The sequence below is a fragment of the Salipiger aestuarii genome, assembly GCF_003259905.1.
GTDB lineage: Bacteria > Pseudomonadota > Alphaproteobacteria > Rhodobacterales > Rhodobacteraceae > Salipiger > Salipiger aestuarii.
On record NZ_QLMG01000019.1, the window covers coordinates 1 to 23,809 of the forward strand.

The 23,809-nt window shown below is 65.9% G+C and carries 25 protein-coding genes and 1 tRNA gene; 13 read left to right on the top strand and 13 right to left on the bottom strand.

Annotated features, from left to right (window positions below):
• Both ATI53_RS11345 and ATI53_RS11350 read left to right on the top strand, forming a co-directional pair.
• Window positions 1-243 (top strand): integrase core domain-containing protein (locus tag ATI53_RS11345; protein WP_146609914.1); only part of this gene is annotated, 243 nt, incomplete at its 5' end.
• Window positions 244-624, top strand: a complete 381-nt coding sequence (locus ATI53_RS11350; RefSeq protein ID WP_009503730.1) for a tyrosine-type recombinase/integrase — start codon at window positions 244-246, stop codon at window positions 622-624.
• Between the two features lie 73 nt (window positions 625-697).
• On the opposite strand, the gene ATI53_RS11355 is transcribed toward ATI53_RS11350, so the two are convergent.
• From ATI53_RS11355 to ATI53_RS11375, 5 genes are all read right to left on the bottom strand, one after another.
• Window positions 698-781 (bottom strand) — tRNA-Leu (locus tag ATI53_RS11355).
• A 157-nt stretch (window positions 782-938) separates the two neighbouring features.
• A complete protein-coding gene (locus ATI53_RS11360; protein ID WP_111550437.1) occupies window positions 939-1,847 on the bottom strand; it encodes a DMT family transporter in 909 nt (302 codons plus the stop codon).
• Between the two features lie 103 nt (window positions 1,848-1,950).
• Complete coding sequence (locus ATI53_RS11365) at window positions 1,951-2,328, bottom strand: hypothetical protein (RefSeq protein WP_111550438.1); 378 nt, start codon at window positions 2,326-2,328, stop codon at window positions 1,951-1,953.
• A 23-nt stretch (window positions 2,329-2,351) separates the two neighbouring features.
• Complete coding sequence (locus ATI53_RS11370) at window positions 2,352-3,125, bottom strand: DUF6478 family protein (protein WP_009503727.1); 774 nt, start codon at window positions 3,123-3,125, stop codon at window positions 2,352-2,354.
• 65 nt (window positions 3,126-3,190) lie between these two features.
• Complete coding sequence (locus ATI53_RS11375) at window positions 3,191-3,769, bottom strand: hypothetical protein (RefSeq protein ID WP_009503726.1); 579 nt, start codon at window positions 3,767-3,769, stop codon at window positions 3,191-3,193.
• A gap of 111 nt (window positions 3,770-3,880) precedes the next feature.
• On the opposite strand from ATI53_RS11375, the gene ATI53_RS11380 reads away from it, so the two are divergent.
• The 4 genes from ATI53_RS11380 to ATI53_RS11395 all read left to right on the top strand — a co-directional run bounded on the left by ATI53_RS11380 (window position 3,881) and on the right by ATI53_RS11395 (window position 7,640).
• Window positions 3,881-4,768: a CPBP family glutamic-type intramembrane protease gene (locus ATI53_RS11380; protein WP_111550439.1), complete on the top strand. Its 888-nt coding sequence runs from the start codon at window positions 3,881-3,883 to the stop codon at window positions 4,766-4,768.
• Between the two features lie 69 nt (window positions 4,769-4,837).
• Entirely contained in the window at window positions 4,838-5,770 is a 933-nt protein-coding gene (gene accD, locus ATI53_RS11385; RefSeq protein ID WP_009503724.1) for an acetyl-CoA carboxylase, carboxyltransferase subunit beta, read from the top strand.
• Window positions 5,767-7,041: a bifunctional folylpolyglutamate synthase/dihydrofolate synthase gene (locus tag ATI53_RS11390; protein WP_111550440.1), complete on the top strand. Its 1,275-nt coding sequence runs from the start codon at window positions 5,767-5,769 to the stop codon at window positions 7,039-7,041. The genes accD and ATI53_RS11390 overlap by 4 nt, the downstream gene beginning before the upstream one ends.
• A 335-nt stretch (window positions 7,042-7,376) precedes the next feature.
• Entirely contained in the window at window positions 7,377-7,640 is a 264-nt protein-coding gene (locus tag ATI53_RS11395; protein WP_170134562.1) for a LysM peptidoglycan-binding domain-containing protein, read from the top strand.
• Window positions 7,641-7,721: 81 nt separating this feature from the next.
• Here the strand turns inward: ATI53_RS11395 and zapE are convergent, their stop codons facing one another.
• Window positions 7,722-8,840: a cell division protein ZapE gene (gene zapE, locus ATI53_RS11400; protein WP_111550441.1), complete on the bottom strand. Its 1,119-nt coding sequence runs from the start codon at window positions 8,838-8,840 to the stop codon at window positions 7,722-7,724.
• Between the two features lie 139 nt (window positions 8,841-8,979).
• Between zapE and ATI53_RS11405 the strand changes: the two genes are divergently transcribed.
• Window positions 8,980-10,224 carry an MFS transporter gene (locus ATI53_RS11405; RefSeq protein ID WP_111550442.1) on the top strand — a complete coding sequence of 415 codons (1,245 nt, stop codon included), beginning with the start codon at window positions 8,980-8,982 and terminating at the stop codon, window positions 10,222-10,224.
• A 3-nt stretch (window positions 10,225-10,227) separates the two neighbouring features.
• Here the strand turns inward: ATI53_RS11405 and ATI53_RS11410 are convergent, their stop codons facing one another.
• The 4 genes from ATI53_RS11410 to ATI53_RS11425 are packed head-to-tail and all read right to left on the bottom strand — an operon-like array spanning window position 10,228 to window position 12,460.
• Window positions 10,228-10,845, bottom strand: coding sequence for an HAD family hydrolase (locus ATI53_RS11410; protein ID WP_009503719.1), 618 nt, complete (start codon window positions 10,843-10,845; stop codon window positions 10,228-10,230).
• A gap of 3 nt (window positions 10,846-10,848) precedes the next feature.
• A complete protein-coding gene (locus tag ATI53_RS11415) occupies window positions 10,849-11,298 on the bottom strand; it encodes a YaiI/YqxD family protein (protein ID WP_009503718.1) in 450 nt (149 codons plus the stop codon).
• On the bottom strand, window positions 11,295-12,221 hold the full coding sequence (locus tag ATI53_RS11420; protein WP_009503717.1) for an AEC family transporter: 927 nt from the start codon (window positions 12,219-12,221) through the stop codon (window positions 11,295-11,297). Before ATI53_RS11420 ends, ATI53_RS11415 begins: the two co-directional genes overlap by 4 nt.
• A gap of 59 nt (window positions 12,222-12,280) precedes the next feature.
• Window positions 12,281-12,460 carry a zinc-finger domain-containing protein gene (locus ATI53_RS11425; RefSeq protein WP_009503716.1) on the bottom strand — a complete coding sequence of 60 codons (180 nt, stop codon included), beginning with the start codon at window positions 12,458-12,460 and terminating at the stop codon, window positions 12,281-12,283.
• A 74-nt stretch (window positions 12,461-12,534) separates the two neighbouring features.
• Between ATI53_RS11425 and ATI53_RS11430 the strand changes: the two genes are divergently transcribed.
• A complete protein-coding gene (locus tag ATI53_RS11430; protein ID WP_009503715.1) occupies window positions 12,535-13,461 on the top strand; it encodes an ABC transporter ATP-binding protein in 927 nt (308 codons plus the stop codon).
• 79 nt (window positions 13,462-13,540) lie between these two features.
• Here ATI53_RS11430 and ATI53_RS11435 read toward each other — a convergent pair whose 3' ends face one another.
• Both ATI53_RS11435 and ATI53_RS11440 read right to left on the bottom strand, forming a co-directional pair.
• Window positions 13,541-13,903 (bottom strand): histidine triad nucleotide-binding protein, encoded by a 363-nt coding sequence (locus ATI53_RS11435; protein WP_009503714.1) that lies wholly within the window; start codon window positions 13,901-13,903, stop codon window positions 13,541-13,543.
• Window positions 13,904-13,911: 8 nt separating this feature from the next.
• Entirely contained in the window at window positions 13,912-15,489 is a 1,578-nt protein-coding gene (locus tag ATI53_RS11440; protein WP_009503713.1) for a DUF5928 domain-containing protein, read from the bottom strand.
• A 140-nt stretch (window positions 15,490-15,629) separates the two neighbouring features.
• On the opposite strand from ATI53_RS11440, the gene ATI53_RS11445 reads away from it, so the two are divergent.
• Window positions 15,630-16,448 (top strand): sulfotransferase family protein, encoded by an 819-nt coding sequence (locus ATI53_RS11445; protein ID WP_009503712.1) that lies wholly within the window; start codon window positions 15,630-15,632, stop codon window positions 16,446-16,448.
• Window positions 16,449-16,477: 29 nt separating this feature from the next.
• On the opposite strand, the gene ATI53_RS11450 is transcribed toward ATI53_RS11445, so the two are convergent.
• On the bottom strand, window positions 16,478-17,050 hold the full coding sequence (locus tag ATI53_RS11450) for a DUF1285 domain-containing protein (RefSeq protein ID WP_009503711.1): 573 nt from the start codon (window positions 17,048-17,050) through the stop codon (window positions 16,478-16,480).
• A gap of 69 nt (window positions 17,051-17,119) precedes the next feature.
• Between ATI53_RS11450 and ATI53_RS11455 the strand changes: the two genes are divergently transcribed.
• The 4 genes from ATI53_RS11455 to ATI53_RS11470 are packed head-to-tail and all read left to right on the top strand — an operon-like array spanning window position 17,120 to window position 23,806.
• Entirely contained in the window at window positions 17,120-18,121 is a 1,002-nt protein-coding gene (locus ATI53_RS11455; RefSeq protein WP_009503710.1) for an AAA family ATPase, read from the top strand.
• Window positions 18,118-18,996, top strand: coding sequence for a DUF58 domain-containing protein (locus ATI53_RS11460; protein ID WP_111550443.1), 879 nt, complete (start codon window positions 18,118-18,120; stop codon window positions 18,994-18,996). Before ATI53_RS11455 ends, ATI53_RS11460 begins: the two co-directional genes overlap by 4 nt.
• On the top strand, window positions 18,993-21,770 hold the full coding sequence (locus ATI53_RS11465; RefSeq protein WP_111550444.1) for a DUF4159 domain-containing protein: 2,778 nt from the start codon (window positions 18,993-18,995) through the stop codon (window positions 21,768-21,770). The genes ATI53_RS11460 and ATI53_RS11465 overlap by 4 nt, the downstream gene beginning before the upstream one ends.
• The gene (locus ATI53_RS11470) at window positions 21,767-23,806 is read left to right on the top strand and encodes a glutamine amidotransferase (RefSeq protein WP_009503707.1); all 2,040 of its coding nucleotides are present in this window, start codon (window positions 21,767-21,769) and stop codon (window positions 23,804-23,806) included. The genes ATI53_RS11465 and ATI53_RS11470 overlap by 4 nt, the downstream gene beginning before the upstream one ends.
• Window positions 23,807-23,809 lie beyond the last annotated feature (3 nt).

Here is a 23,809-nt window from a genome sequence, read left to right on the forward strand (position 1 = left end):
AACGGCAGCCTCAGGGACGAACTTCTGAACGAGGAGATCTTCGACAGCCTGGATGACGCGCGGCGTAAGCTGGCCCTCTGGCGCTACGACGACAACACGGTCAGGCCGCATTCCTCGCTGGAGAACCAGACACCGCTGCAAGCGCGCCGAGTGCTTGAGCAATCTGAGGGCTCCGCGCCCGGCGCGCGTGCGCCAGACGGGGAAGCCGAATACCCAGATCTAACCTGCAGACTCTCGTCATGAATGAGGGACCGGCAGGGGGCAGGTCACGTCGTCCCGTGGCGTTCCGCGAGAACCCAGGCTGGTTCATCGCTGGCCTGGATCGCCGCCCTGAACCGCACACAGCATATGGGCAAACGTCAGGTGCAGAAGAAGGTTGAGGCCATCCGGGAAGCCATAGGAGTCCTGTCTGGGACAAACCGTCTCGTTCCGCACGGTTGGCGGTACACCGCCGCAACACAGCTGGCCGACGCGGGCGTCGATATGCGCGACATCCAGGCCGTGACCGGCCACAAGACGCTCTCAATGGTTCAGAAATATACCGCTCAGGCGAACCAGAAAGCAGCTCCCAGAAGGGCGCAGACGGCACGGGAACAGAGCAGAAACGAAACAGGAAAGTGCTAACAAAGTGCCAAACTCGATCGCTCGATCGAGGCGCAGTGTTTCCAGTTCAGCATTTTCTTGTTCAAAATCAGAATGGTGCGGGTGAAGGGACTCGAACCCCCACGCCAAAGGCGCCAGAACCTAAATCTGGTGCGTCTACCAATTCCGCCACACCCGCCAGTCTGGCCGTTGTCCTAACAAAGCCGCAGCAGTTAGGCGAGTGGAAAATAGCCGGTGGCGCATGCGCGGTTCCGTCTCCGTGTTGTCGCGACGCTTACCCAGGCGCGGCGGGTCGCGATCATGGTCCGTCAACCGCCGGCAGGGCGGGAACGACGTCAGCCTTGCGGTGTCATGCCGGGCCTTGCCCGGTTCCGGCGCAGCCCAAGATACCGCTCGCGCAAGATGATCGACACGCCGGAGGCGACCACCACCGCCGACCCCAGCAGCATCAACGGCGTCGGCACTTCGGCAAAGACCGCATAGCCGATGACGATGGCAAACAGGATCGAGGCATAATCGAAGGGTGCCAGCAGCGCCGCTTCGGCACCGCGATAGGCCGAGGTCAGGCAAATTTGCGCAATTCCCCCCAGCATGCCCGCGGCGATCAGCATCGCGGTGTGTTCCCACGGCGGCAGGACCCAGCCGAAGGGCAGGGTGACAAGGGACAGCACGGTCGAGGTCATGGTGAAATAGAAAACGATGGCCGAGGTCTGCTCGGTCGCCACCATCCGCCGGATGTGGATCTGCACCAGTGATCTCAGCACCGCCGACGCCATGACGAATGCCACGCCCCACAGCACCGTGGGTGTGGGGTCCGAGACGGTCAGCAATGGCCACATCACGATGCCCACCCCGATCAACCCCGTCACCACCGCCGAAAGCCGGAACAGCCGCACCTTTTCACCGAGCAGCAGCGCGGCAAAGACCACCGTCATCAGCGGCGCCGCGTATCCCAGCGCCGTCACCTCGGGCAGGGGGAGCATTCCCAGCGCCGCAAAGTTGAACCCCATCGCCGACACGCCCACAATTCCCCTCAGGACGTGCAGCGACAGCCGGTTGGCGCGCAATCCGGTCGCAAGGTCTCCGCGCCAGATCAGCCAGGCGATGATGACCGGCAGAGCAAAAAACGACCGAAAGAACACCGCCTCGCCGGTCGGCACCGGCGCGGCCTTGATAAGGGCCGACATGATGACGAACAGCACCACGGAGGCGAGTTTCAGCGCGATGCCGCCGAGCGGGGTCATGGGGGCCTCGGGATCTGGTATACCAACGGCGACAGCATGGCGGCGCGCGGCGCAAGGTGCAATCGCTCGTCTGCAAACATCCGTGCCGATCCGGCGCGCCGGGTCAGCCGGTTTCCTTGCAATGACGCCGGAAGGCGCGCTTGAGCATGTCGAGCTCGGCCCGCAGAAGCGCCATTTCGGTGCGCATGTCCTCGCCCGCAGCCTCGCCCGCGATCAGCGTGAAGCTGTCCAGCTTTTCCCCGCTGGCCCCGTCGAGGATCAGAAAGGTGTGCACCCCGTCGCCCACGGCCTGAACCGGCACCGGCACGTCGACCGCCCAGCGACCGGGGTCGGGGGTGGCGGTCACCGTGACGCCGCGCACCGGTGCGTCCTGCACCGTCACCGTGATGTGGGGGGGGGACGCACCGGCGCTTTCGGCAACCAGAAGCCCTTGCCAGAGACCTTCGACAAAGCGGGTTTTGGTCAGCGAATAGGCAGGCATGGCGGCATCCTCTTGAGGGTCGGCTACAGGTCGGCGCGCGGACGGCGGGCAAAGGTCAGGTCGCGCAGGGTCACCTTGTTCATCTGCGGCCGTTCAAAGATCAGGTCCAGCCACATCCGGTCGGCGCGTTTTTCGTTCAGCCGCGTATAGGCTAGGTCGAATTCGACGCGGATTTCCTGATCGTGCAGGGGCAGTTCCCGCACGATCTGTTCGGTGTTGGGGCCATGGCGGATGTTGAGGCGGGCAAGGATTTCCAGCGGCTGTTCCATCTCGACGACGGTGTCGATGCGGATCAGATGCGTGCGTTTCAGACCTTGTGCGGCCTCGGGGGGCAGGTCGATGACCAGCGACAGGTACGAGCCGTCAAAGCTGAACACATCCAGCCGCAGCCCATAGGCGGCCAGATCCGCCGCGCGCAGGTTGCGTGTCTGACGCAGGGTGATTTCCGACCGGGTGCAATCGTGAAACAGCGTCGCGTCGGTGCCCAGCGTCGCCTTGTCGGGCACCGAAGACAGGCCGCGTTCCGGCAGGGGGCCGCGCCAAAGCTCGGGGCGCCAGGCCCAGTCGGCATCCTGCGGGCGGGGAAAGGCCTGAGTGCCGGGCAGCGGCAGCGACAGCCGACTGTCGGCGATGAACAACAGCGTGTCGAGCCGTGCCTTCAGCTTGCGGGCAGCGGCACGCTGGCGGCGCAGCACGCGCAGGTCGGTGCTGCCCGCGTCACGCGCGGCGGCGGTCCACCGCCTGAGCGAGGCCGCCGCAAGCGCGCGGCCCATCCATCCTTTGCCGATCCGTGCCATGAACGCTCCTTGCGGTGCCGGGCTGTTCGGGTCTTATCGCAAAATCCCTGAATGGAATAAACGATCTATCCTCCCTGCGGGCTGAGCGTGGCAATCCGGTCGCGGATGGCGTGCAGCATGGCGGCCCCGTCGCTGCCGGCAAGCGGGCTGTCACGCGGCGCGTACAGCGCCAGCCCCACCATCCGGCCCCCCTGCACGAAGGTGCCTCGCCAGTACCTCGGGTCGCCGTCATCCAGCACGTCGGTGCCGCCGCCCGCCAGATGCGTCAGCGTCAGCCCGTTCCGGTGCAGGCCGCCGATCATCCGCTGCCCCATTTCCGCCGCCAGCGCCGGGGCTTCGGGCAGGGCCGCGCCGGTATCGGGCGCCCCGACGGTGACGGTGACGAGCATCGGCGCGACGACGGGGCCGTCATTGCCCCCGGCGATCTTGCGGCATGACGCGATCACCGCAAAGGTCCGGGCGGGTCCGCGCGCAAAGGTGCCTGGATCGACGCAATACCCCCGAGGGCCGCCGATCACCACGTCCCCGCCCGCCAGCCGCGCGGTGTCCGGCGCCCCGTCCGGCGGCGCGGACAGGCATCCCGCAAGCGCGCCCGCCACCACGACGGCGGCGCTGCAAAGCACGGCTTTGCGCAGTCGTGTCATGGTCTTGTGCCCTCGCAACTTGTTGTTCCCGAGGGGAATAGCCAAGCAAGGGGCGGGGGACAAGCGTGTCAGCCCTTGCCAAGGCGCACGGGCCGTGCAGGGATCGCGACCATGTCCTATGCCCCCTTCAAGCAGTTGACCGACGCTGCCGTCCGCCCCGAACTGTCGCGCCTTGCGTTGGGGCTGGGCGTCGTGGTGGCGCTGACGTTCGGGCTGGGGCAGGCGATCATGGCGGTGGCGCGGCTGCTGCTTGGTCCCGACCGGTTCGACGCGTTGCTGGGCGCGATGCAGCGCGGGGATACCGCGATCGGGGTTTACGCGCTGCTGCTGGGGGCGGGTGCCATGGGGCTTGCGGTGCTGCTTGCCGCCCGGTTGGTGCATGGCCGCGCGGCGCGCAGCCTGCTGGGCCCGCTGCCGCTGGCGTTGCGCCAGTTTGCCCGTGTCGTCGTGGCGCTTGCGGCGCTGCAGGCGGTCATTTTTCTGGCGCCGCCCTGGTCGATGGCGATGGACATGCTGCCGGCCATGGCTCCGGGGCGCTGGGTGGCGCTGCTGCCTCTGACGCTGCTGGCGCTTGGGGTCCAGACGGGCAGCGAAGAGCTGCTGTTTCGCGGCTACCTGCAATCGCAGCTGGGCGCGCGGATCGCCGCGCCCGCCGTCTGGCTGGTGGTGCCCTCGGGGTTGTTCGCGCTGGGCCACTGGGCGCCGGGAATCTACGGGGAAAATGCGGTGTTCGTCGTGTTCTGGGCGTTTCTCTTCGGCCTCGCGGCGGCGGATCTGACGGCGCGCAGCGGCACGCTTGGCCCGGCGCTGGCGCTGCACCTGCTCAACAACCTGAGCGCCGTTGCCATTGCCGCACCGCAGGGCCCGATGACGGGTCTTGCCCTGTATGTGCTGCCGCTGGACGTGGCGGATGCCGGGGCGGTGCGGGCGGCGCTTCCGGTGGACCTTGGGGTGCTGGGGCTGTCGTGGCTTGCCGCGCGGCTGGCGCTTCGGGTCTGACGCCCGGATTGCATTCCGCGTCCGGGCCGCATAGATCACCCGCGACAGCAAGCCGCGAAGGACCCAGAGATGAACTGGATCACCAACTACGTCCGTCCCCGCATCAACTCGATCTTCTCGCGCCGCGAGATGCCCGAACATCTGTGGATGAAATGCGACGGCTGCGGCACGATGCTGTTCCACCGCGAGGTGACGGACAACCTTGGCGTCTGCACCACCTGCGGCCATCACATGCACATCACGCCGCGTGCGCGCTTTCAGGCGCTGTTCGACGGGGGCGTATTCAACGACATCGCGGTGCCCGAGCCGATCAGCGATCCGCTGCACTTTCGCGATCAGAAGAAATACCCTGACCGGATGAAGGCGGCCCAGCGCGCCACCGGCGAAAAGGAGGCGATGCTGGTCGCCGCCGGCGAGATCGGGCGCACGCCCGTGGTCTGCGCCGCGCAGGATTTCAGCTTTATGGGCGGGTCCATGGGGATGTATGTCGGCAACGCCATCATCAAGGCCGCGCAGGAAGCCAGGCGGCTGAAACGCCCGCTGGTGCTGTTCTCGGCCGCCGGGGGTGCGCGGATGCAAGAAGGCATCCTGTCGCTGATGCAGATGCCACGCACCACGGTCGCCATCCAGATGCTGCGCGAGGCGGGGTTGCCCTATATCGTCGTGCTGACCCACCCCACCACGGGCGGGGTCACCGCATCCTACGCCATGCTGGGCGACGTGCAGATCGCCGAGCCCAACGCGCTGATCTGTTTCGCCGGACCGCGCGTCATCGAACAAACCATCCGTGAAAAGCTGCCCGAAGGGTTTCAGCGCGCCGAATATCTGCTGGAACACGGCATGCTGGATCGCGTCATCGACCGCCGCGGGATGCGGACCGAGCTGATGACCATCCTGCGGATGCTGATGCAGATGCCGCCCGCCGTGCATGGCGAACTGCCGCCGCCGGGCGATCTGTCGGCACCCGATCCCGAAGACGCCCCCGATCCCGCCGAAAAATGACTCGCGGGTCCGATGCCATCCTGCAGCGGATGATGTCGCTGCACCCCAAGGTCATCGACCTGACGCTGGACCGGGTGTGGCGGTTGTTGGCCGCGCTGGATCACCCCGAACGGCGGATGCCTCCGGTCGTTCACGCCGCCGGCACCAATGGCAAGGGGTCGACCCTTGCCATGATCCGCGCCGGGTACGAGGGGGCGGGGAAAACGGTCCATGCCTATACCTCGCCGCATCTGGCGCGGTTTCACGAACGCATCCGGGTCGCGGGCCATCTGATTTCCGAAGACGCGCTGTCCGCCGTTCTGGACGAATGCTGGGATCGCAACGGCGGCGATGCCATCACTTATTTCGAAATCACCACCTGCGCCGCCTACCTGGCCTTTGCCCGGGCGCGCGCGGACGTGGCGTTGATCGAGACGGGGCTGGGCGGACGGCTGGACGCGACCAATGTGTTCGATGCCCCCGCGCTGACCGTCATCACGCCCATTTCGCTGGACCACCAGCAATATCTTGGCGACACGCTGGCCGAGATCGCCGGGGAAAAGGCGGGCATTCTAAAGCGCGGCGTGCCCTGCGTTGTCGGCCCGCAACCGGATGAGGTGATGGCCGTGATCGAAGCCCGCGCCGCGCGTCTTGGCGCGCCGCTGCTGGCGCATGGGCAGCACTGGCAGGTGTGGCAGGAACGCGGGCGGCTGGTGTTTCAGGATGAAACCGGGTTGCTTGATCTGGCCTTGCCGAATCTGCCGGGGGCGCATCAGATCGAAAACGCGGGCGCCGCGCTGGCGGCGCTGCGTCATCTCGGGTTGAGTGCGGACGCCTGCGAAGCCGCCGTCACCGGCGCCGACTGGCCCGCCCGCATGCAGCGCCTGAAAACCGGGCCGCTGCCCGCCTTGGTGCCCCGGGCCGAGCTGTGGCTTGACGGGGGCCACAACCCGGCAGCGGGCGCGGCGCTTGCCCGGCATCTGTCCGGCTTGTCCCACCGTCCGCTGCACCTGATCTGCGGCATGCTGAACACCAAGGACATCGCGGGATACCTGCGTCCGCTGGCGGGCCAGGCGGACCGGCTGATCGCCCTGTCTATCCCCGGCGAGGCAAACACGCTTCCCGCAACCGAAACCGCGCGCGTCGCCGCGACGGTGGGGCTGCGATCCGACACCGCCGACAGCGTCGAAGACGCGTTGAGGCGCATTGGCTCGGATGTGCCCGACGCGCGTATTCTGATCTGCGGCTCGCTGTATCTGGCGGGCGAGGTGCTGCGGCAGCAAGGCGGATGACCCGCCGCAGGCCATGATCCGCCTGATCTGACTCGCGTTTTCCCGTTCTACACGAATCGCGCATGACGAATCACTTTACCTTGACTGATTCGCCCAGAGCTGACTATATTTGGTGTCAAATCTGATTGTGGGACACGCTGCCATGTCGTTCCCGCCGTATCTGGGGGACCGACAGCCATGCCGCGCAAGATGTACCGCGCGCTGACGCTTGGGACAGGGCCGGGGCTTTGTCTGTGCGCCACCGGCGCTATCGCCCATCGGGACGGCGATCTGGTCATTCCCCAAGAGCCTGTGACCTCGGAAAACGGGGCGAGACTTCGACGCGGATGGCCTCTGTGGGCAAGCGTACGATTGCCAGCTGCGGTGTGCCCGCGCAATTCAAGAACGTGCAAAAGGCGGTCGCCGCGCCGCCCGAACCGAGCAAGCCCAACGACGCACAGGCCCGCCGCGTGCAGCGCGGCGACAGCCTGGCCACCATCGCCTGTCGCGACGACGGACACACCTATCTGTATCTCGCCATCTACGAGGCCAACCGCGACAGGCTGGCCACGCGCGACGACATCAAGGTCGGTCAGACGCTGAAAATTCCGGTGCTCTGACCAAATAATACAGGCTGAAGATCGAGCAACTGGGGCTGGCAACGACCAGCCCCATTTTTCGTTGGGGCTTCGGTTTTCGGATCACGATGTTTCGCCCCCGTCGTCGCTGCCCCCGTCGTCGGTCCAGTCTTCAGCCCAGTCTTCGGCCTGCATTTCGTTCAGTCGCGACGCCGTGCGTTCGAATTCGAACGCGCCGGGGCCTTCGATGTACAGGCTTTCGGGGGTGTCCCGCGCGCTGACGATCAGTTTGACCCTGGCTTCGTAAAGCGTGTCGATCAGGGTGGCGAACCGCTTGGCCTCGTTGAAATTGCTGCGCCCAAGCCGGGGGACGTTTTCCAGCACCAGAAGCCGCAGCGCATCGGCGATGGCAAGATAGTCGCCCGGCCCCAGCATCTGCCCGCACATGTCGTAGAAACTGACCCGCGCCATGCCGTTGCGATAGCGGGGCAGCGCGATCTTGCGGCCCTTGACGGTCAGCACCAGCTGTTCTTCTTCGCCATGGGTCAGGTCGGCCCAGAGCGCGTCGATCTCGGCGCGGGCGGCGGCGTCGACGGGGGTGAAATAGCTGCGCGCCCCGCGCAGCCGGTTCTGCCGGTGGTCGCGTTCCGACGCCAGTTCGCGCACTTCGAGCCGGTCCTTTATCAGCGCGATGAAGGGCAGGAACAATTGCCGGTTCAGCCCGTCCTTGTACAGATCGTCCGGCTTGCGGTTCGATGTGGTGACCACGACCGTTCCCGCCTCGAACAGCTGTTCGAACAGCCGCCCCACCAGCATCGCATCGGCAATATCGGTGATCTGCATCTCGTCAAAGGCCAGCACGCGTACAGAGTCGCTGACAGCCTTGGCCATGGGGTTCACCGGGTCTTCGACACCTTCACCGCGCAGGCGGTGCAGATCGGCCTGCATTTCCTGCATGAAGGCGTGGAAATGCACCCGGCGTACCGGCACGTTCAGGCTGTCGACGAACAGATCCATCAGCATGGACTTGCCGCGCCCCACGCCCCCCCAAAGATACAGGCCGCGCACCTTGGGCACCTCGGGCGCGCGGCGGAACAGACCGCGCTTTTTCGGCAGCTCGGGCGCGGCGGCCAGTTCGGCCCGGATGCGTTCCAGCGCAGACAGCGTCGCCTCCTGGGCGTCGTCACGGATCAGTCGCCCTTCGGCGACGCGGGCATCGTAAAGCGAGGCAAGCGTGTTCATGACGTGGAATTAGCGCGCCCAGCCTCGTTTGTGTAGAGCCAGCGCGCCGCATTGCGGAAATCGCGATTGTATCGGTAACATTTCTTTCGTTGACGCGGCGACACACCCGGCTAAGCCTGCCGTCCAAAGGAGCCTCGTCATGGACAACCAGACCCGTCTTTTTACCCCCGTGCTGATCACGGGATGCTCAATTATTCTGGTGTCGTTCGCGATCCGGGCCAGTTTCGGCGTGTTCCAGATTCCGATTGCCGAGGAATTCGGTTGGGCGCGCACCGAATTTTCCATGGCCATCGCGTTGCAGAACCTGTTCTGGGGCATCGGTCAGCCGCTCTTCGGTGCCATGGCGGAAAAGGTCGGCGACCGAAAGGCAATCATCCTTGGGGCCATCGCCTATGCGGCCGGGCTGTTGCTGTCGTCGCAATCGGTGACACCGGGGGGGATGCAGATGTCCGAAGTGCTGGTGGGTTTCGGTATCGCGGGCACGGGCTTTGGCGTGATTCTGGCCGTGGTCGGGCGGGCGTCGTCGGATGACAACCGGTCGATGTCGCTGGCCATCACCACCGCTGCCGGATCGGCGGGGCAGGTGATCGGCGCACCCGTCGCCGAGGCGTTGCTCGGGGCGTATTCCTGGCAGGTGGTGTTCATGCTGTTTGCCGTTGTCATCATCGCCATGCTGATGTTGCTGCCCTTCATGCGCGCGCCCACCCGCCCCGCCAGCCGCGCCGAACTGGAGGAGTCGCTGGGCGCGATCCTGCTGCGCGCCGCCAAGGACCCCAGCTTTTCGCTGATCTTCATCGGGTTTTTCAGCTGCGGCTACCAGCTTGCGTTTATCACCGCGCATTTCCCGGCTTTCGTGACCGAGATGTGCGGACCGATCACGCCGGGGGGCATTCTGCACGGCCTGGGGATCACCACGACCTCGGCTCTGGGGGCCGTCAGCATCGGCGTGATCGGGTTGTGCAACATCGTAGGAACGCTGACGGCGGGCTGGGCGGGCAAGCGGTTCACCAAGAAATACCTGCTGGCCGGGATTTATGTGGCGCGCACGATCGTGGCGGCGGCGTTCATTCTTCTGCCGATCACGCCGACCACGGTGTTGCTGTTTTCTGCGGCGATGGGGTCGCTCTGGCTGGCGACAGTGCCGCTGACCTCTGGGCTGATCGCGCATATGTACGGGCTGCGCTACATGGGCACGCTGTACGGCATCGTGTTCCTGTCCCACCAGCTGGGCGGGTTTCTGGGCGTCTGGCTGGGGGGGCGGATGTACGACCTCCACGGCGATTACACGCTGGTGTGGTGGATCGGTGTCGGTGTCGGAGCGCTGAGCGCGGTGGTTCACCTGCCCGTCAAGGAAGCGCGGGGGCCGAAACTGGCCCCCGCCTGAGCGTTACAAGACCGGGCCGGGCAGGACCTTGCGCGAGATCAGGCAGTCCTGCCAGCCCTCGGGGTCGGTGAACAGATGCGTCTGCCAACCGCGCGCCGCCGCGGTGGCGATATTGTCGGTCCGGTCATCGGCGAACAGCAGCGTTTCGGGGGCCAGCCCGCAGTCGGATTCAACCATTTCGTAGATCGGCGCGTGGGGTTTGGTCGCCCGCATCTCGCCCGAGATGTAGGCGCGGTCGTACTCGCGCAGGAACGGATAGACCTCTTGCCCCTGTTCGAACGGGCCCAGGCCGATGTTGCTCAGGAAAAACACCGGAGTGCCCTGGGCGCGCAGCGCGCGCAGGATCGTCACCGACCCGTCGATGGCGGGCGACGCCAGCTTGACCCAGTTGTCGTGCCAGTGGCGTATGTGCTCTGCATAGGCGGGGTTGGCGTCGGCGCAATCATAAACCTGTTTGCGAAACGGTTCGCCTGCGTCGATGCCTTCGTTCATGGCGTGCAGATCTACGCTGGCGAACATCTCGCGGCGACGATCGGGGCCGATGAGCGCGTCGAAATACAGCTCGGGCTGCCAGCGGATCAGCACATTGCCGATGTCGAAAATTACAGCGTCGATGGTCATGCCTTATCCTTTTGCCAGCCGCAGCGCCTGTTCCAGCGCATTGAGAAAACGCGAGCGGTCTGCCTTGGTGAACCCCTTGCCGCTGCCGCCCGCGCCCAGCGGGTTGGCGGCGCGCAGGTCGGCCATCAGGTCGCGCATGGCAAGCTGCTGGCCGATGTTGGCGGGGGTGAACCGCTCGCCGTTGTGGCGCAGCACCTGGGCGCCAGCCTCGATACATTTCGCCGCCAGGGGGATGTCGCCGGTCACCACCACGTCGCCCGGCCCGCAGCGATCCGCGATCCACATATCGGCCACATCAGGGCCGTCGGGCACGATCACCGTTTCCACCAGCGGGTTGCGCGACGGACGCAGTCCGCCGTTGGACACGACGAACATGGGGCATTTGTGGCGGGTGGCGACACGCTCGGCCTCATCCTTGACGGGGCAGGCGTCGGCGTCGATGTACAGCTTCATGGGGTCACCAGTCCGATCACGGTGCTGAGCGTCACGATGCTGAACGCGGTGGAAATAAGGATTGCCGCCGACACCCGCTGCGGCGCGATGCCGTAGTGCTGCGCCAGCATGAACACGGTGCCCGCCACCGGCATCGCGGCGGTGCTGACGGCGACGGCAGCCTGAAACGGCGTGACGGGAAAGAACAGGTACACGCCGGCCGCCACGAACAGCGGGTGCAGCACCAGCTTGGCAAAGCTCAGCCAGCCCGACACCGCCAGCCGTTCGGCGGATTTGCTGGCCAGCGACGCACCGATGGCGAACAGCGCGCAGGGGGTGGCGGCGTTGCCCAGCATGGTGACGAAGTCCAGCACGACGCCGGGCAGCGCCAGCCCCGACGCCGACACCGCCAGCCCCGCGCAGATCGACACGATCATCGGGTTCGTCAGCAGGCCCAGCCCGACGGAGCGAAAGATCGAGGCGGTGATCTTGCCTTCGCGCGCACCCGCGACAAGCACCACCAGCAGCGTGGCGAACACCACAAGGTCGATGGTCAGCATCAGGATGATCGGTGCCACGGCGGCCTCGCCCAGCAGCAGCGACAGCATGGGCAGGCCAAGGAATCCGGTGTTGCCGATGCTGGCGGTCTGCGCTTCGATCGCGGCGGTTTGCAGATCCTGACGGCGGGCAAAGGCCACGGCGGTGGCGATGCCATAGACCGCCATGGTGCCCCACAGGTAAGCGGCAGCAAGGCGCGCGTCAAAGATCTGGCCAATCGACAGCGATGCGGAAAACCGGAACAGCATCGCGGACAGCGCAAAGTAAAACACGAATTTGGTCAGCGCGGCGGTGGCGGCCTCGGGGAAAAAGCCGCGCCGCCCGGCACCGTACCCTAGCCCGATCAGCGCAAAAAACGGGACAGTCTTGACAAAGATCGCCAGCATGTCAGGCCATGGGCCGTGCCGGGCGGTCGTTCGGGGGCCGCGCGGCCGGGATCACCGGCCTAGACCTTGCCCTCGAACTCGCGGTGCACATATTTCGCATCGCAATAGGGGCATTCGACGTAGCCGTCCGTTTGCGGGATCAGCAACCAGACCCGGGGGTGCCCCAGCGCGCCTTCGCCGCCATCGCAGGCAACGCGCCAGCTGTCGACAACCTTGGTTTCGGGGGCTTGGGTCGTCATGGCCGAGGTTTCCTTTTCGTCACAGCTGCACTACCTGCGTTATGAGCGGAAAAACCTGTAGGAGCAAGGCTCGGATGACTGGAGACGCGATCCGGATCGAGGCGCTGCGCAAGACGTATGCGGGCGGAAAAGAGGCCCTGAAAGGCATCGACCTGACCATCCCCACGGGGTCGATCTTTGGCCTGCTGGGGCCGAACGGGGCGGGAAAGTCGACCCTCATCAACATCCTTGCGGGGCTGGTGAACAAGACATCGGGCAAGGTCGACATCTGGGGTTGGGACCAGGATCGCAATCCGCGCCAGTCGCGCGCCGCCATCGGCGTGATGCCGCAGGAACTGAACCTGGACCCTTTCTTTTCGCCGCGCGACGCGCTTGAGGTGCAGGCGGGGCTGTACGGCGTGCCCAAACGCGACAGGCGCAGCGACGAGATTCTTGAAATGATCGGGCTGGAAGACAAGGCCGATGCCTATGCCCGGACGTTGTCGGGGGGCATGCGCCGCCGCCTGTTGTTGGGCAAGGCGCTGGTGCATCACCCGCGGGTGCTGGTGCTGGACGAACCCACCGCCGGCGTGGACATCGAGCTGCGCCAGATGCTGTGGCGCAACGTGCGCCGGTTGAACCGCGAACGCGGGATGACCATCATCCTGACCACCCACTACCTGGAAGAGGCCGAAGAGATGTGCGACGAGATCGCCATCATCAACCAGGGCGCGGTGGTGGCGCGCGACAGCACCCGCAACCTGTTGGGCCAGCTGGATGCCAAGACGTTGGTGATCGAGCCCGAAACCATGCCCGGCACCCTGCCCTCGGCGCCGGGGATCAGCGCCGAGCGGCGCGGCGGCGGGTTGATCGCGCTCAGCTACCGCTCGTCGCAGATTTCGGCGGGCGACGTGCTGGCGCTGGTGCATCACGCAGGCATCGTCATCCGCGATGTGCGCACCGAGCAGGCGGATCTTGAGGATGTGTTTCTGGAGCTGACGCGCACGCGCAGCGTTGCCTGACCAGCGGCTGTCTATGCCGCACGCCCGAATCGCAACAGGGGGGCAGGTTGCCCCCCGGCCCGGCCTGGTCGAGCCCGGTCTAGTCGAGCATGCGGCCCAGCGGGCGGCCGCCCAGGATATGGATGTGCAGGTGCGGCACTTCCTGCACGCCGTGCGCGCCCGCGTTCATGATGGCGCGAAAGCCGTCGGCCTCGACGCCTTTCATCTCGCAGACCTTGCCCACCGTACGGGTGAAATCGAGGATTTCGGCATCCGGAGCGTTGCGGGCGAAATCGTCGTAGCTGACGTATTTGCCCTTGGGGATCACCAGCACATGGATCGGCGCCTGCGGGCGGATGTCGTTGAACGCAAGGCTGTGGTCGGTTTCCAGCACGGTGTCGTTGGGAATCTCTCCGCGCAGGATTTTCGCAAAGATGTTCTGGTCGTCATAGGTGTAGGCCATTTTTGTCCTCATTCGGCAAAGAGTTGATCGGTGGTGGCAAGCGCGCCGGCGATGGGTTCGGAACAATCGAGAAAGGCAGCGATGGCGCGGGCGTTTCTGGCTGGCGGGTCGGCTTCGCGCAAGCGGCTGTGATGTGCGAAGTTTCTGTCGCGAAGGGTATCGGTTTCCAGCGCCATGTCGTTGCGGATCGTCGGCAGCAGACGCGCCAGGGTTTCAGGCGGGGTGCCGTCGCCGGCAAGTCCGACGCGCATGGCGTGCTCGATCAGGTCGCGATCCGAGAAATCGCAGTCGATCTCAAGCAGGCGGGTGACGGACCTGTCGCGGCAGAAATCCTCGATCAGGTCCAGGTTGGACGGGTCGAGACAGATCAGCAAGCGATCGCTGTCGTAATGCTCGTACAGCATGCGCAGCAGGGCGCGCCGGTGGCGGTGGCGTTTGTCCATGCTGTCCTGGATGCCGCCCAGGTCGGGCAACGCGCAGCTTTCGTCGTTGAACAGGTAGCCGATGCAGGGCAGGCCGGTCGACGTGCGGATGCAATCGACCAGCCGTCTGGCCACATGCCATTTCCGGCACAGCACGATCAGAAGGTCGCGTTCGCGCCCCAGCGTGCTTTCGGTTTCCCAGAAACGCGGCGCAAACCGATGGCCGGTGCGGCCCTTGCCGGTCAGAAAGGTGAACAGCGACCGCCCCTCGTTCGAGATCCGGAACCGCGCCCCTTCGCAGGCATAGAGCACGCCAAGTCGGCGGCGCAGATCGTGCGCTTCAGCCGAGATCTTGCGGGCGAACAGGAAATCCTGCGACAGCAGGAGGTCGTAATGGTCGTTGTGAAACGTCACGGGCATGCCGTAGTCGGTGAACATCAGAAACGTCAGCGTGCGGCTGTCGATGTCCCGTTCGGGCACAAGATGGCGCACGAGCGTCTGAAAGAACGTCTCGTCCGGAATCCAGGTGGTGCGGAAAAACCGCATCACATCCGGGCGCTGCTTGCGGAATTCTAGGATGGATTCGACCGTCTGCCGCCGCAGGCACCACCATTGCGACCCGATCATCACCGTGATGTCGCCGGGGATCGCGCGCGTCAGGCCGAGCCGCTTTTGCAGTTCGAACATGGCGTAGAAGCGTTTCTTCTGGGTGCGTTCATTGAACCAGTGGCGATAGACCAGCCGTTCCTCGCGCCAGCCGGTCTTGATCCAGTCCGATGTGAGATAGTCGAAGCTTTCGATGTGGTCGACATCGCGCCGGTCCAGGAAATCATGGACGTATTGCGCCGGTTTGATCGCCATGCAATCGCCCGAAAGCATGTAGAAATGGGTGGCGTCGGGGAATTGCGCGACCGCCGCGTGCAGGGCGTGCAGCGTGGCCTGCACCAGCGACCATTCCCCCCAGCCGCATTTGACCCGCCGGGTGGCGAAGGTGACGTTGGGATTGGTTTTCAGGGCGTCGCGGATCGTGTCGAACTGTGCCCGCGGCGCGCGCGCATCGAAATGGATCGACATGCAGTCGCCCACGGCCGTCAGGCTCTGCGCCTGGTTGATGACTGCGTCTGGGTCTTTGTGACACAGCAGGATGAAGGCGATCTTGGCCATGTGCCTCGGGGTCTGTTCCGTTCCGGGCAAGTGTTTCCATGATAAGGCTGAACGGGCGTTGAAGAAACGGTATTGTTCTGCTTTCTTTCATCGCACGGGGCAACAGGCAAGACGGCGGCCTTACGAAGAGGAACGAGCGTATGGGTTTTCCGGGAACCTGGATGACCGAAAGCGAAAGCATGGTGTACCGCGTGGTGCCCAAATGTGCCTGCTCGACCATCGGGCAGATCATGTATTACTCGGACCATGGCACATTTTACGACGGCGACATCCACGACGCGACGACCGGCCTGCACAAATGGGCGCGCGAAGACAGCCGGGCCGCGATCCGGGCCAACGCCGAGACCCGCGGGGCCTATGCGTTCACCTGCGTGCGCAACCCTTATACACGGGTGCTGTCGTCGTTCTTCGACAAGATCTGCGGCATTCAGCGCAACGGTAATCGTTATCGCGGCAACCTTGTGCCGTTGCTGATCCAGAAATACGGCATCGAGGTCGGCGGCGACGACGGGCAGGGCGATTTCGACCAGATCCGCAGTTTCCGCCGGTTTCTGCTGTTCGTGCGCGATACCGTCCGCTGGCGTCGCCCGATGGACCCCGATATTCACTGGTCGTCGGTGTCGGGACATGTGTCGACTTTCATCGTCAACGGTGGCCGGTACGATCGGATCGTCTGGACCGAAAGGTTCGAAGACGGCATGCAGGGCGTGCTGGACAACATCCAGATGCCGCACCCGGTCGATCTGGCGCAGATCCCCCGGTTCAACGAATCCGAAGGCCACGGGCCAAAGCGTCTGCATCCGGTCGAGGATTACTTCGACGACCTGTCGATGCATCTGGTCTACGAGATCTACAAGCGCGACTTTGACCTGTTCCGCTATGATTTCGCGAACCCGGCCAACAAGATGCCCATCGGCGACATCGACCTTGACGAGGTTCATGCCAAGCTGGGCGATTGATCCCGAACGGCGTGGCCGTGACCCGGCGTCTAGCCCGGCAGGGTGCCGGACAGCGCGAAGAACTCGCCTTGCGACCAGACCCCGAAGCGGCCATCGTGTTGCACGCCCAGATCCGCGAGCCGGTAAAATGTCTTGCGGTCGATCAGCGCCTCAAGCCCGCCACGCACCATGACATAGGGCGAGGGTTCGCCGGTCTGCGCATCCTCGGTCACCCGGATCGGGCAATCGCGGCCGGCGGTGCAGGTGTCGCCCAGATTGGTGGTGAACCGCAGGCTCTGGTCCCGTCCGGCGCCGGTGACATCCAGATCGACCGCGATAAACGGGGCGTCCTCGACTGTGATGATCCATTTTTCGACCGGGGTGACGAGCACGAAATCTTTACCATCTTTTCTCAGGATCGTCGAAAACAGCCGCACAAGCCTTTCGCGCCGGATCGGGGCGCCTTCGTGCCACCAGCTGCCGTCGCGCCGGATGACCATGTCCATCTCACCGCTCAGGGCGGGGGTCCATTGATCGACGGGGGGCAAACCGCGCCCCTTGGTGGCGTTTGCAGAGGCAACCACATGGGCCAGCCCGGCTGTAACGGAATTTTGTGTCTTCATTTCTTTGGTACTTTCTCAACCGCGTAATAGAGTCTGTCTCAACGGGCAGGAAAAGCAAGGAGTCGCATCATGGCCGAGGATCTGGTCGCCGGGATCGAGGCACTGGAAAACAAGCTGGCCGAAGCCAAGCGTGCGATCAACGCCCGCTTCATCGGGCAGGAACGCGTGGTCGAACTGACGCTTGCGGCGCTGCTGTGCGGCGGCCACGGGCTGCTGATCGGCCTGCCGGGCCTGGGCAAGACCCGGCTGGTGGACACGCTGTCGACTGTCATGGGCCTGCACGGCAACCGCATCCAGTTCACCCCCGATCTGATGCCCGCAGATATTCTGGGATCCGAGGTGCTGGAAACCGGCAACGACGGTGGCCGGGCCTTCAAGTTCATCCAGGGCCCGATCTTCTGCCAGCTTCTGATGGCGGATGAAATCAACCGGGCCTCGCCACGCACGCAATCGGCGCTGCTTCAGGCGATGCAGGAAAAGGTGGTGACCGTCGCGGGCGAAACCAGGCCGCTTGCCGCGCCGTTCCACGTTCTGGCCACCCAGAACCCGATCGAACAGGAAGGCACCTATCCGCTGCCCGAGGCGCAGCTTGACCGCTTTCTGGTGCAGATCGACGTCCAGTATCCGGATCGCAAGACCGAAAAGGACATTCTGCTGGCGACCACCGGCACCGAAGACGCGCAGGCCCATCAGGTGTTCGATGCGGACTCGCTGATGGCGGCGCAGACGTTGCTGCGCCGGATGCCGGTCGGGGATGCGGTGGTCGAGATGATCCTTGATCTGGTGCGCGCCTTCCGGCCCGGCGAACCCGCCGCCTCGCAGCGGGTCAGGGATACCGTGGCATGGGGGCCGGGGCCGCGCGCCGCGCAGGCGCTGATGCTGACCGTGCGGGCGCGCGCCCTGCTCGAAGGGCGTCTGGCGCCGTCTCCGGCGGATGTCATCAACATGGCGCGCCCGGTGCTGGTGCACCGGATGGCGCTGACGTTTTCGGCACGCGCGCGGGGCGAAGACCTTGGCGCGCTCATCGACGAGGTCGCGGGCGGCATCCTCCGCACCGAGGCCGCGGCTTGAACGACACCGTCACCTCGCTGCGCCGCGACGCGCAGATCGAAGCCGCGCGTTTTCCCGCGCTTCTGGCGCGGGCCGAACAGCTGGCGGGCACCGTGCTTCTGGGTGAACACGGGCGTCGCCGCGCGGGCATGGGCGATGATTTCTGGCAGTATCGCCCGCTGCGGTCCGGCGACACGCTGCGCAGCATCGACTGGCGCCGCTCGGCGCGGGGTGACGAGCAATTCGTGCGCGAACGCGAATGGCAGATCGCGCAATCGGTGCAGATGTGGGTGGATAGCGGAGCGTCGATGCGGTTTTCCTCATCCAAGGATCTGCCGTACAAGGGCGACCGCGCGCGTTTGATCGCGCTCGCCGTGTCTATCCTGCTGATTCGCGGTGGCGAGCGCGTGGGTTTCACCGGCTGGTCCCTGCCGCCGCGCAACAGCGATATTCAGGTCCTGCGGCTGGCCGAAGCGCTGTCTCAGGATGCTCCCGAGGATTATTCCGCCCCCGAACATCGCGGCATCATTCCGCATTCGCGGGCGCTGTTCGTGTCCGATTTCCTGGGAGACATAGGTACCGTCGAACTGGCGCTGACCAAGGCGGCCGACCGGGGGGTGCGCGGCGCCCTGCTGCAAGTGCTGGACCCCAGCGAGGAGAGTTTTCCTTTCAAGGGGCGCACGATTTTCGAAAGCATCGGCGGCGCCCTTGTGCATGAGACGCTCAAGGCAGGGGATCTGCGCGCGCGCTACCTTGACCGGCTCGCTGAACGAAAGGCCCGCCTGGCCGATCTGTCGCGGCTGACCGGGTGGCAATATCTGTGCCATCATACCGGCGACAGCGCCCAGAGCGCGCTTTTGTGGGTCTGGCGCGCGATGGACGGAGGCCACGGATGACCATGCTTGGCCCGCTTGGATTTACCGCGCCATGGCTGTTGCTGGGTTTTCTGGCGCTGCCGATCCTGTGGCTGATCCTGCGCGCGGTGCCGCCCGCGCCGATCCGCCGCCGATTTCCCGGTGTGGCATTGCTGCTGGGGCTGACCGACGACGATCAGGTCACGGACCGCACGCCGTGGTGGCTGCTGCTGATGCGGATGCTGGCGATGGCCGCGGTGATCCTTGGCCTGGCCGGTCCGGTGCTCAATCCGCGCGGTGGCGGCGCTGAACAGACGGGAAGCGGGCCGCTACTGGTGGTGATGGATGCCAGCTGGTCCTCGGCCTCGGACTGGACGCAGCGGCGGCAGGCGCTTGACACCTTGCTGACCCGCGCCGAACGCCAGTCGCGCCCGGTGGCGTTGATGCGCCTGACCGCGCCCGAACGGGCGGAATTCCAGGCGGCGGGCGTGTTGCGCAGCCGCCTTCAGGGGATACTGCCCGAGCCATGGCAGCCCGACGATGCCGCCGTCGTGCGTGCCATCGCGGTGCTGCCTGATGGCGATTTCGACAGCTACTGGATGTCCGACGGGCTGGCGCGCGCCAGCCGCGCGCCGCTGCTTGCGGCGCTTGAGGCGCGCGGAGAGGTCACGGTTTTCGAAAGCCCGCGCGCGCATTACGCCCTGCTGCCCGCGACTTACGCGGATGGCAACGTCTTGCTGACTCTGCGGCGCCTGCGTCCGGGCCCCGAGGCGGAGCTGTCGGTCGCAGCGCATGGCCTTGATCCTGCCGGAAACCCGGCGGTGCTGGTGCGCGCCCCGGCGCTATTCGAACAGGGAGCGAGCGAAACCGAACTGGCGCTGGCGCTTCCCGCCGAACTGCGCGCCCGCATCACCCGGTTCGAAATCGAAGGCGCCCGCAGTGCCGGGGCCGTGGCGCTGCCCGATGATAGCCTGCGCCGCCGCGAGGTCGCGCTGATGGCCGGCAACGAAAACCGCGAAGGGCTGGAACTGCTCGCTCCGCTGCACTTTCTTCACAAGGCGCTGGAGCCGTCCGCCGATCTGCTGGACGGATCGCTCCAAGAGGTGCTGCCGGCCAATCCCGACGTCATCGTGCTTGCCGACGTCGCAACCCTTGCTCCGGGCGAGGCGCAGGGCGTGCTCGACTGGGTCGAACAGGGCGGCACACTGCTGCGCTTTGCCGGGCCGCGCCTTGCGGCCAGCGATGTCAGCCGCTCGGAAGAAGACCCGCTTATGCCCGTCCGCCTGCGCGTCGGGGGCCGGAGCGTCGGCGGCGCGATGAGCTGGGGAGAACCCAAATCGCTGGCGCCCTTCCCCGAAGACAGTCCCTTTGCCGGGCTCGACATCCCCCCGGACGTCACCGTCAGCAGTCAGGTGATGGCGCAGCCGGACCCCACGCTTGCCACCCGGTCGATTGCCCAGTTGACCGACGGGACGCCGCTGGTCACGCGCAAGCGGGTCGGGCAGGGGCAGGTGGTCCTGTTCCATGTGACGGCGAATGCGGAATGGTCGTCGCTGCCGCTGTCGGGATTGTTCGTGTCGATGCTGGAACGACTCGCGGTGTCCTCCATGCCCGCCGCCCCGACGCCAGAGGATCTGGCGGGCACGATCTGGCAGCCAATCCGCGTGCTTGATGCCTTCGGTCGGGTCGCCGACGCGGGCATCCTGCCCGGTGTCGCGGGCGAGGCAGTGATGGGCGATTCGCTCGGGCCCGACCTTCGCCCCGGCCTTTATCAGGGCGAAGACCGCAGCCTTGCGCGCAACGTGGCCGGCCCCGACATGGCGTTCGACCCCGCTGCATGGCCCGACCGGATCGCTGTCGAAGGGCTGTCGCGCCCCCAGGAAACCCCGCTTGCCGGGTGGGTCCTCGGGCTGGCGGTGCTGTTGCTGATGGCCGATGTGATCGCTTCGCTGGCGCTGTCGGGGCGGCTGACCGGCGCGCGTGCCGCCCGCGCGGCTGTCGTCGGGATCGCGCTGTTGCTCGCCGTCCCGCAGGCGCGGGCGCAGGAACCCGGCCTTACCGACGATGCCGCGATTCTGGCCGCATCCGAGGTGACGCTGGCCCATGTCATCACCGGCGACGCGCAGATCGACGACATGGCGTTGGCGGGCCTGCGCGGGCTGTCGGACGTGCTGTTCTTCCGCACCTCGGTTGAACCCGCAGACCCGATGGGCGTGGATCTGGAAACCGATGAGCTGGCGTTCTTTCCGTTGATCTACTGGCCGGTGACGGCGACGCAGCCCGCTCCTTCGGCCGCGGCCTACGCCAAGCTGAACGACTACCTGCGCTCTGGCGGGATGATCCTGTTCGACACCCGCGATGCGGATGTCGCAAGCTTTGGCGCCGCCAGCCCCGAAGGGCGCAAGCTGCAGGCGCTGGCGGCGCCGCTCGATATCCCTCCGCTGGAACCGATTCCGCAGGACCATGTGCTGACCCGGACCTTTTACCTGCTTCAGGATTTTCCCGGACGTTACGCCGGCCGCGACGTCTGGGTCGAGGCCGCCGCGCCCGATGCCGAGATGATCGAGGGCATGCCGTTTCGCAACCTCAATGACAACGTGACCCCCGTGGTGATCGGCGGTAATGACTGGGCCGCCGCCTGGGCCACCGGCGCGCGCGGCACACCGCTGGTGCGCATGGGCTCGGGCTTTGCCGGCGAAAGGCAGCGCGAGATCGCGTATCGCTTTGGGGTAAATCTTGTGATGTATGTCCTGACCGGCAACTACAAGTCGGACCAGGTTCATGTACCAGCACTTCTGGACAGGCTTGGCCAATGACCGGACAACTCGTTTTCGACCCGCTTCTGCCCTGGCCCGCGATCGCTGCGCTGGGGCTGCTGGCCGCGCTGGGCGTGGCGCTTGCGCTCTGGCGGGGCTTGCGCGGCTGGCCGCTGCGCTTTTTCGCCGCGTTCGTTCTGGTGGCCGCGCTGGCGCAGCCGTCGTTTCAGGAAGAAGATCGCGCGCCCCTTTCGGACATCGTGCTGATGGTGGTCGATCAAAGCGCCTCGCAACGACTCGCCGACCGCCTATCGGTGACCGAAGACGCCGCGGAAACGCTGCAAGCCCGGCTGGAGGCGCGCCCCGGCACCGAGGTTCGTCGGATCGAGGTCGGCGACGGCAGCGGCGATTCCGGCACTCAGCTGATGACCGCGCTGTCCTCGGCCCTGGCCGAAGAGCCGCGCGGGCGCATCGCCGGGGTGTTCCTGCTGTCCGATGGCCGTCTGCACGATCTGGAACGGGCGCCGACGCTGCCCGCGCCGATGCAACTGCTGCTGACCGGACACGAAGACGATTGGGACCGGCGGCTTGTGGTGCGCAACGCCCCCGCCTTTGCCATCCTGGGCGAACCGGTCACGCTGAGCCTGCGCATCGAAGACGACGGCGCCGCGCCGGGCGCGACCCAGGTGCCGCTGAACATCGAAGTCGGTGGCGGGGAGCCGCAGGGCTTTACCGTGCCGGTGGGCGAGGATGTCGAGCTGCCGATCGAGCTGCCCCACGGCGGGCTGAACGTGATCCGGTTCTCGACCCCCCCTGCGGACGGCGAGCTGACCGACCGCAACAACGCGGCGCTTGTTCAGATCAACGGCGTGCGCGACCGCCTGCGCGTGCTGCTTGTCTCGGGCGAGCCGCACGCGGGCGGGCGCACCTGGCGCAACCTGCTGAAATCGGACAGTTCGGTCGATCTTGTGCATTTCACCATTCTGCGCCCGCCCGAAAAACAGGACGGGGTGCCGGTGACGGAACTGTCGCTGATCGCCTTTCCCACGCGCGAGCTGTTTCTGGAAAAGATCGACGATTTCGACCTGATCATTTTCGATCGCTACAAGCGGCGCGGCATCCTGCCGTCGATCTATCTGGATAACGTGCGCAACTACGTCGAAAACGGCGGCGCGGTGCTGGTCGCTGCCGGGCCGGATTTCGCCAGCGCCGATTCGATCTATCGCTCGCCGCTGGCGGACATCATGCCCGCCGAACCGACCGCGCGGGTGATCGACGAAGGCTATCGCCCCGCCGTGACCGAACTGGGCGAACGCCACCCGGTGACGGCCGGACTTGACGGGGCCGACAGCTGGGGTCGCTGGCTGCGCCAGATCGAAGTCGATCCGCTGGAGGGCGAGGTGGTGATGTCGGGTGCAGAGGACAGGCCACTGCTGATTCTCGACCGGGTGGGCGAGGGGCGCGTGGCGCTGCTTGCGTCGGACCAGGCGTGGCTCTGGTCGCGCGGTTTCGAAGGCGGTGGCCCGCAGCTCGAACTGCTGCGCCGTCTGGCGCACTGGATGATGAAGGAACCCGAGCTGGAAGAAGAGGCGCTTTGGGCCGAGGCAACCGGCCAGTCCATGCGCATCATCCGACGGACGCTGGACGAACGGGTGGGGGCCGTCACGATCACGCGCCCGGATGGCGAAACCGAGGATGTCACACTGACGGAAATCTCTCCGGGGCGGTTCGAGGCGATTTACGAGGGCCCCGAGATCGGTCTTTATCGCCTCAGCGAGGGCGCGCAGGACGCGGTGATCGGTCTTGGTCCGGCGGCGCCGAAGGAATTCGAGCAGACCATCGCGAGCGGTACGGCGCTGAAACCGGCCATTGCTGCCATGCGCGGCGGGGTTCTGCGGCTTCAGGAGGGCGTGCCCAGCATTCGTGCGGTGGCAGCGGGCCGTCCGGCCGCCGGACGCGGCTGGATCGGGATCACCCCGCGCGAGGCATACCAGACGATGGACGTGCGCCAGATCCCGCTGCTTCCGGCGTGGCTGACGCTGTTGCTGGCGTCGGCCTTCATCATCGGGGCCTGGCTGCGCGAGGGACGGCGATAGCGC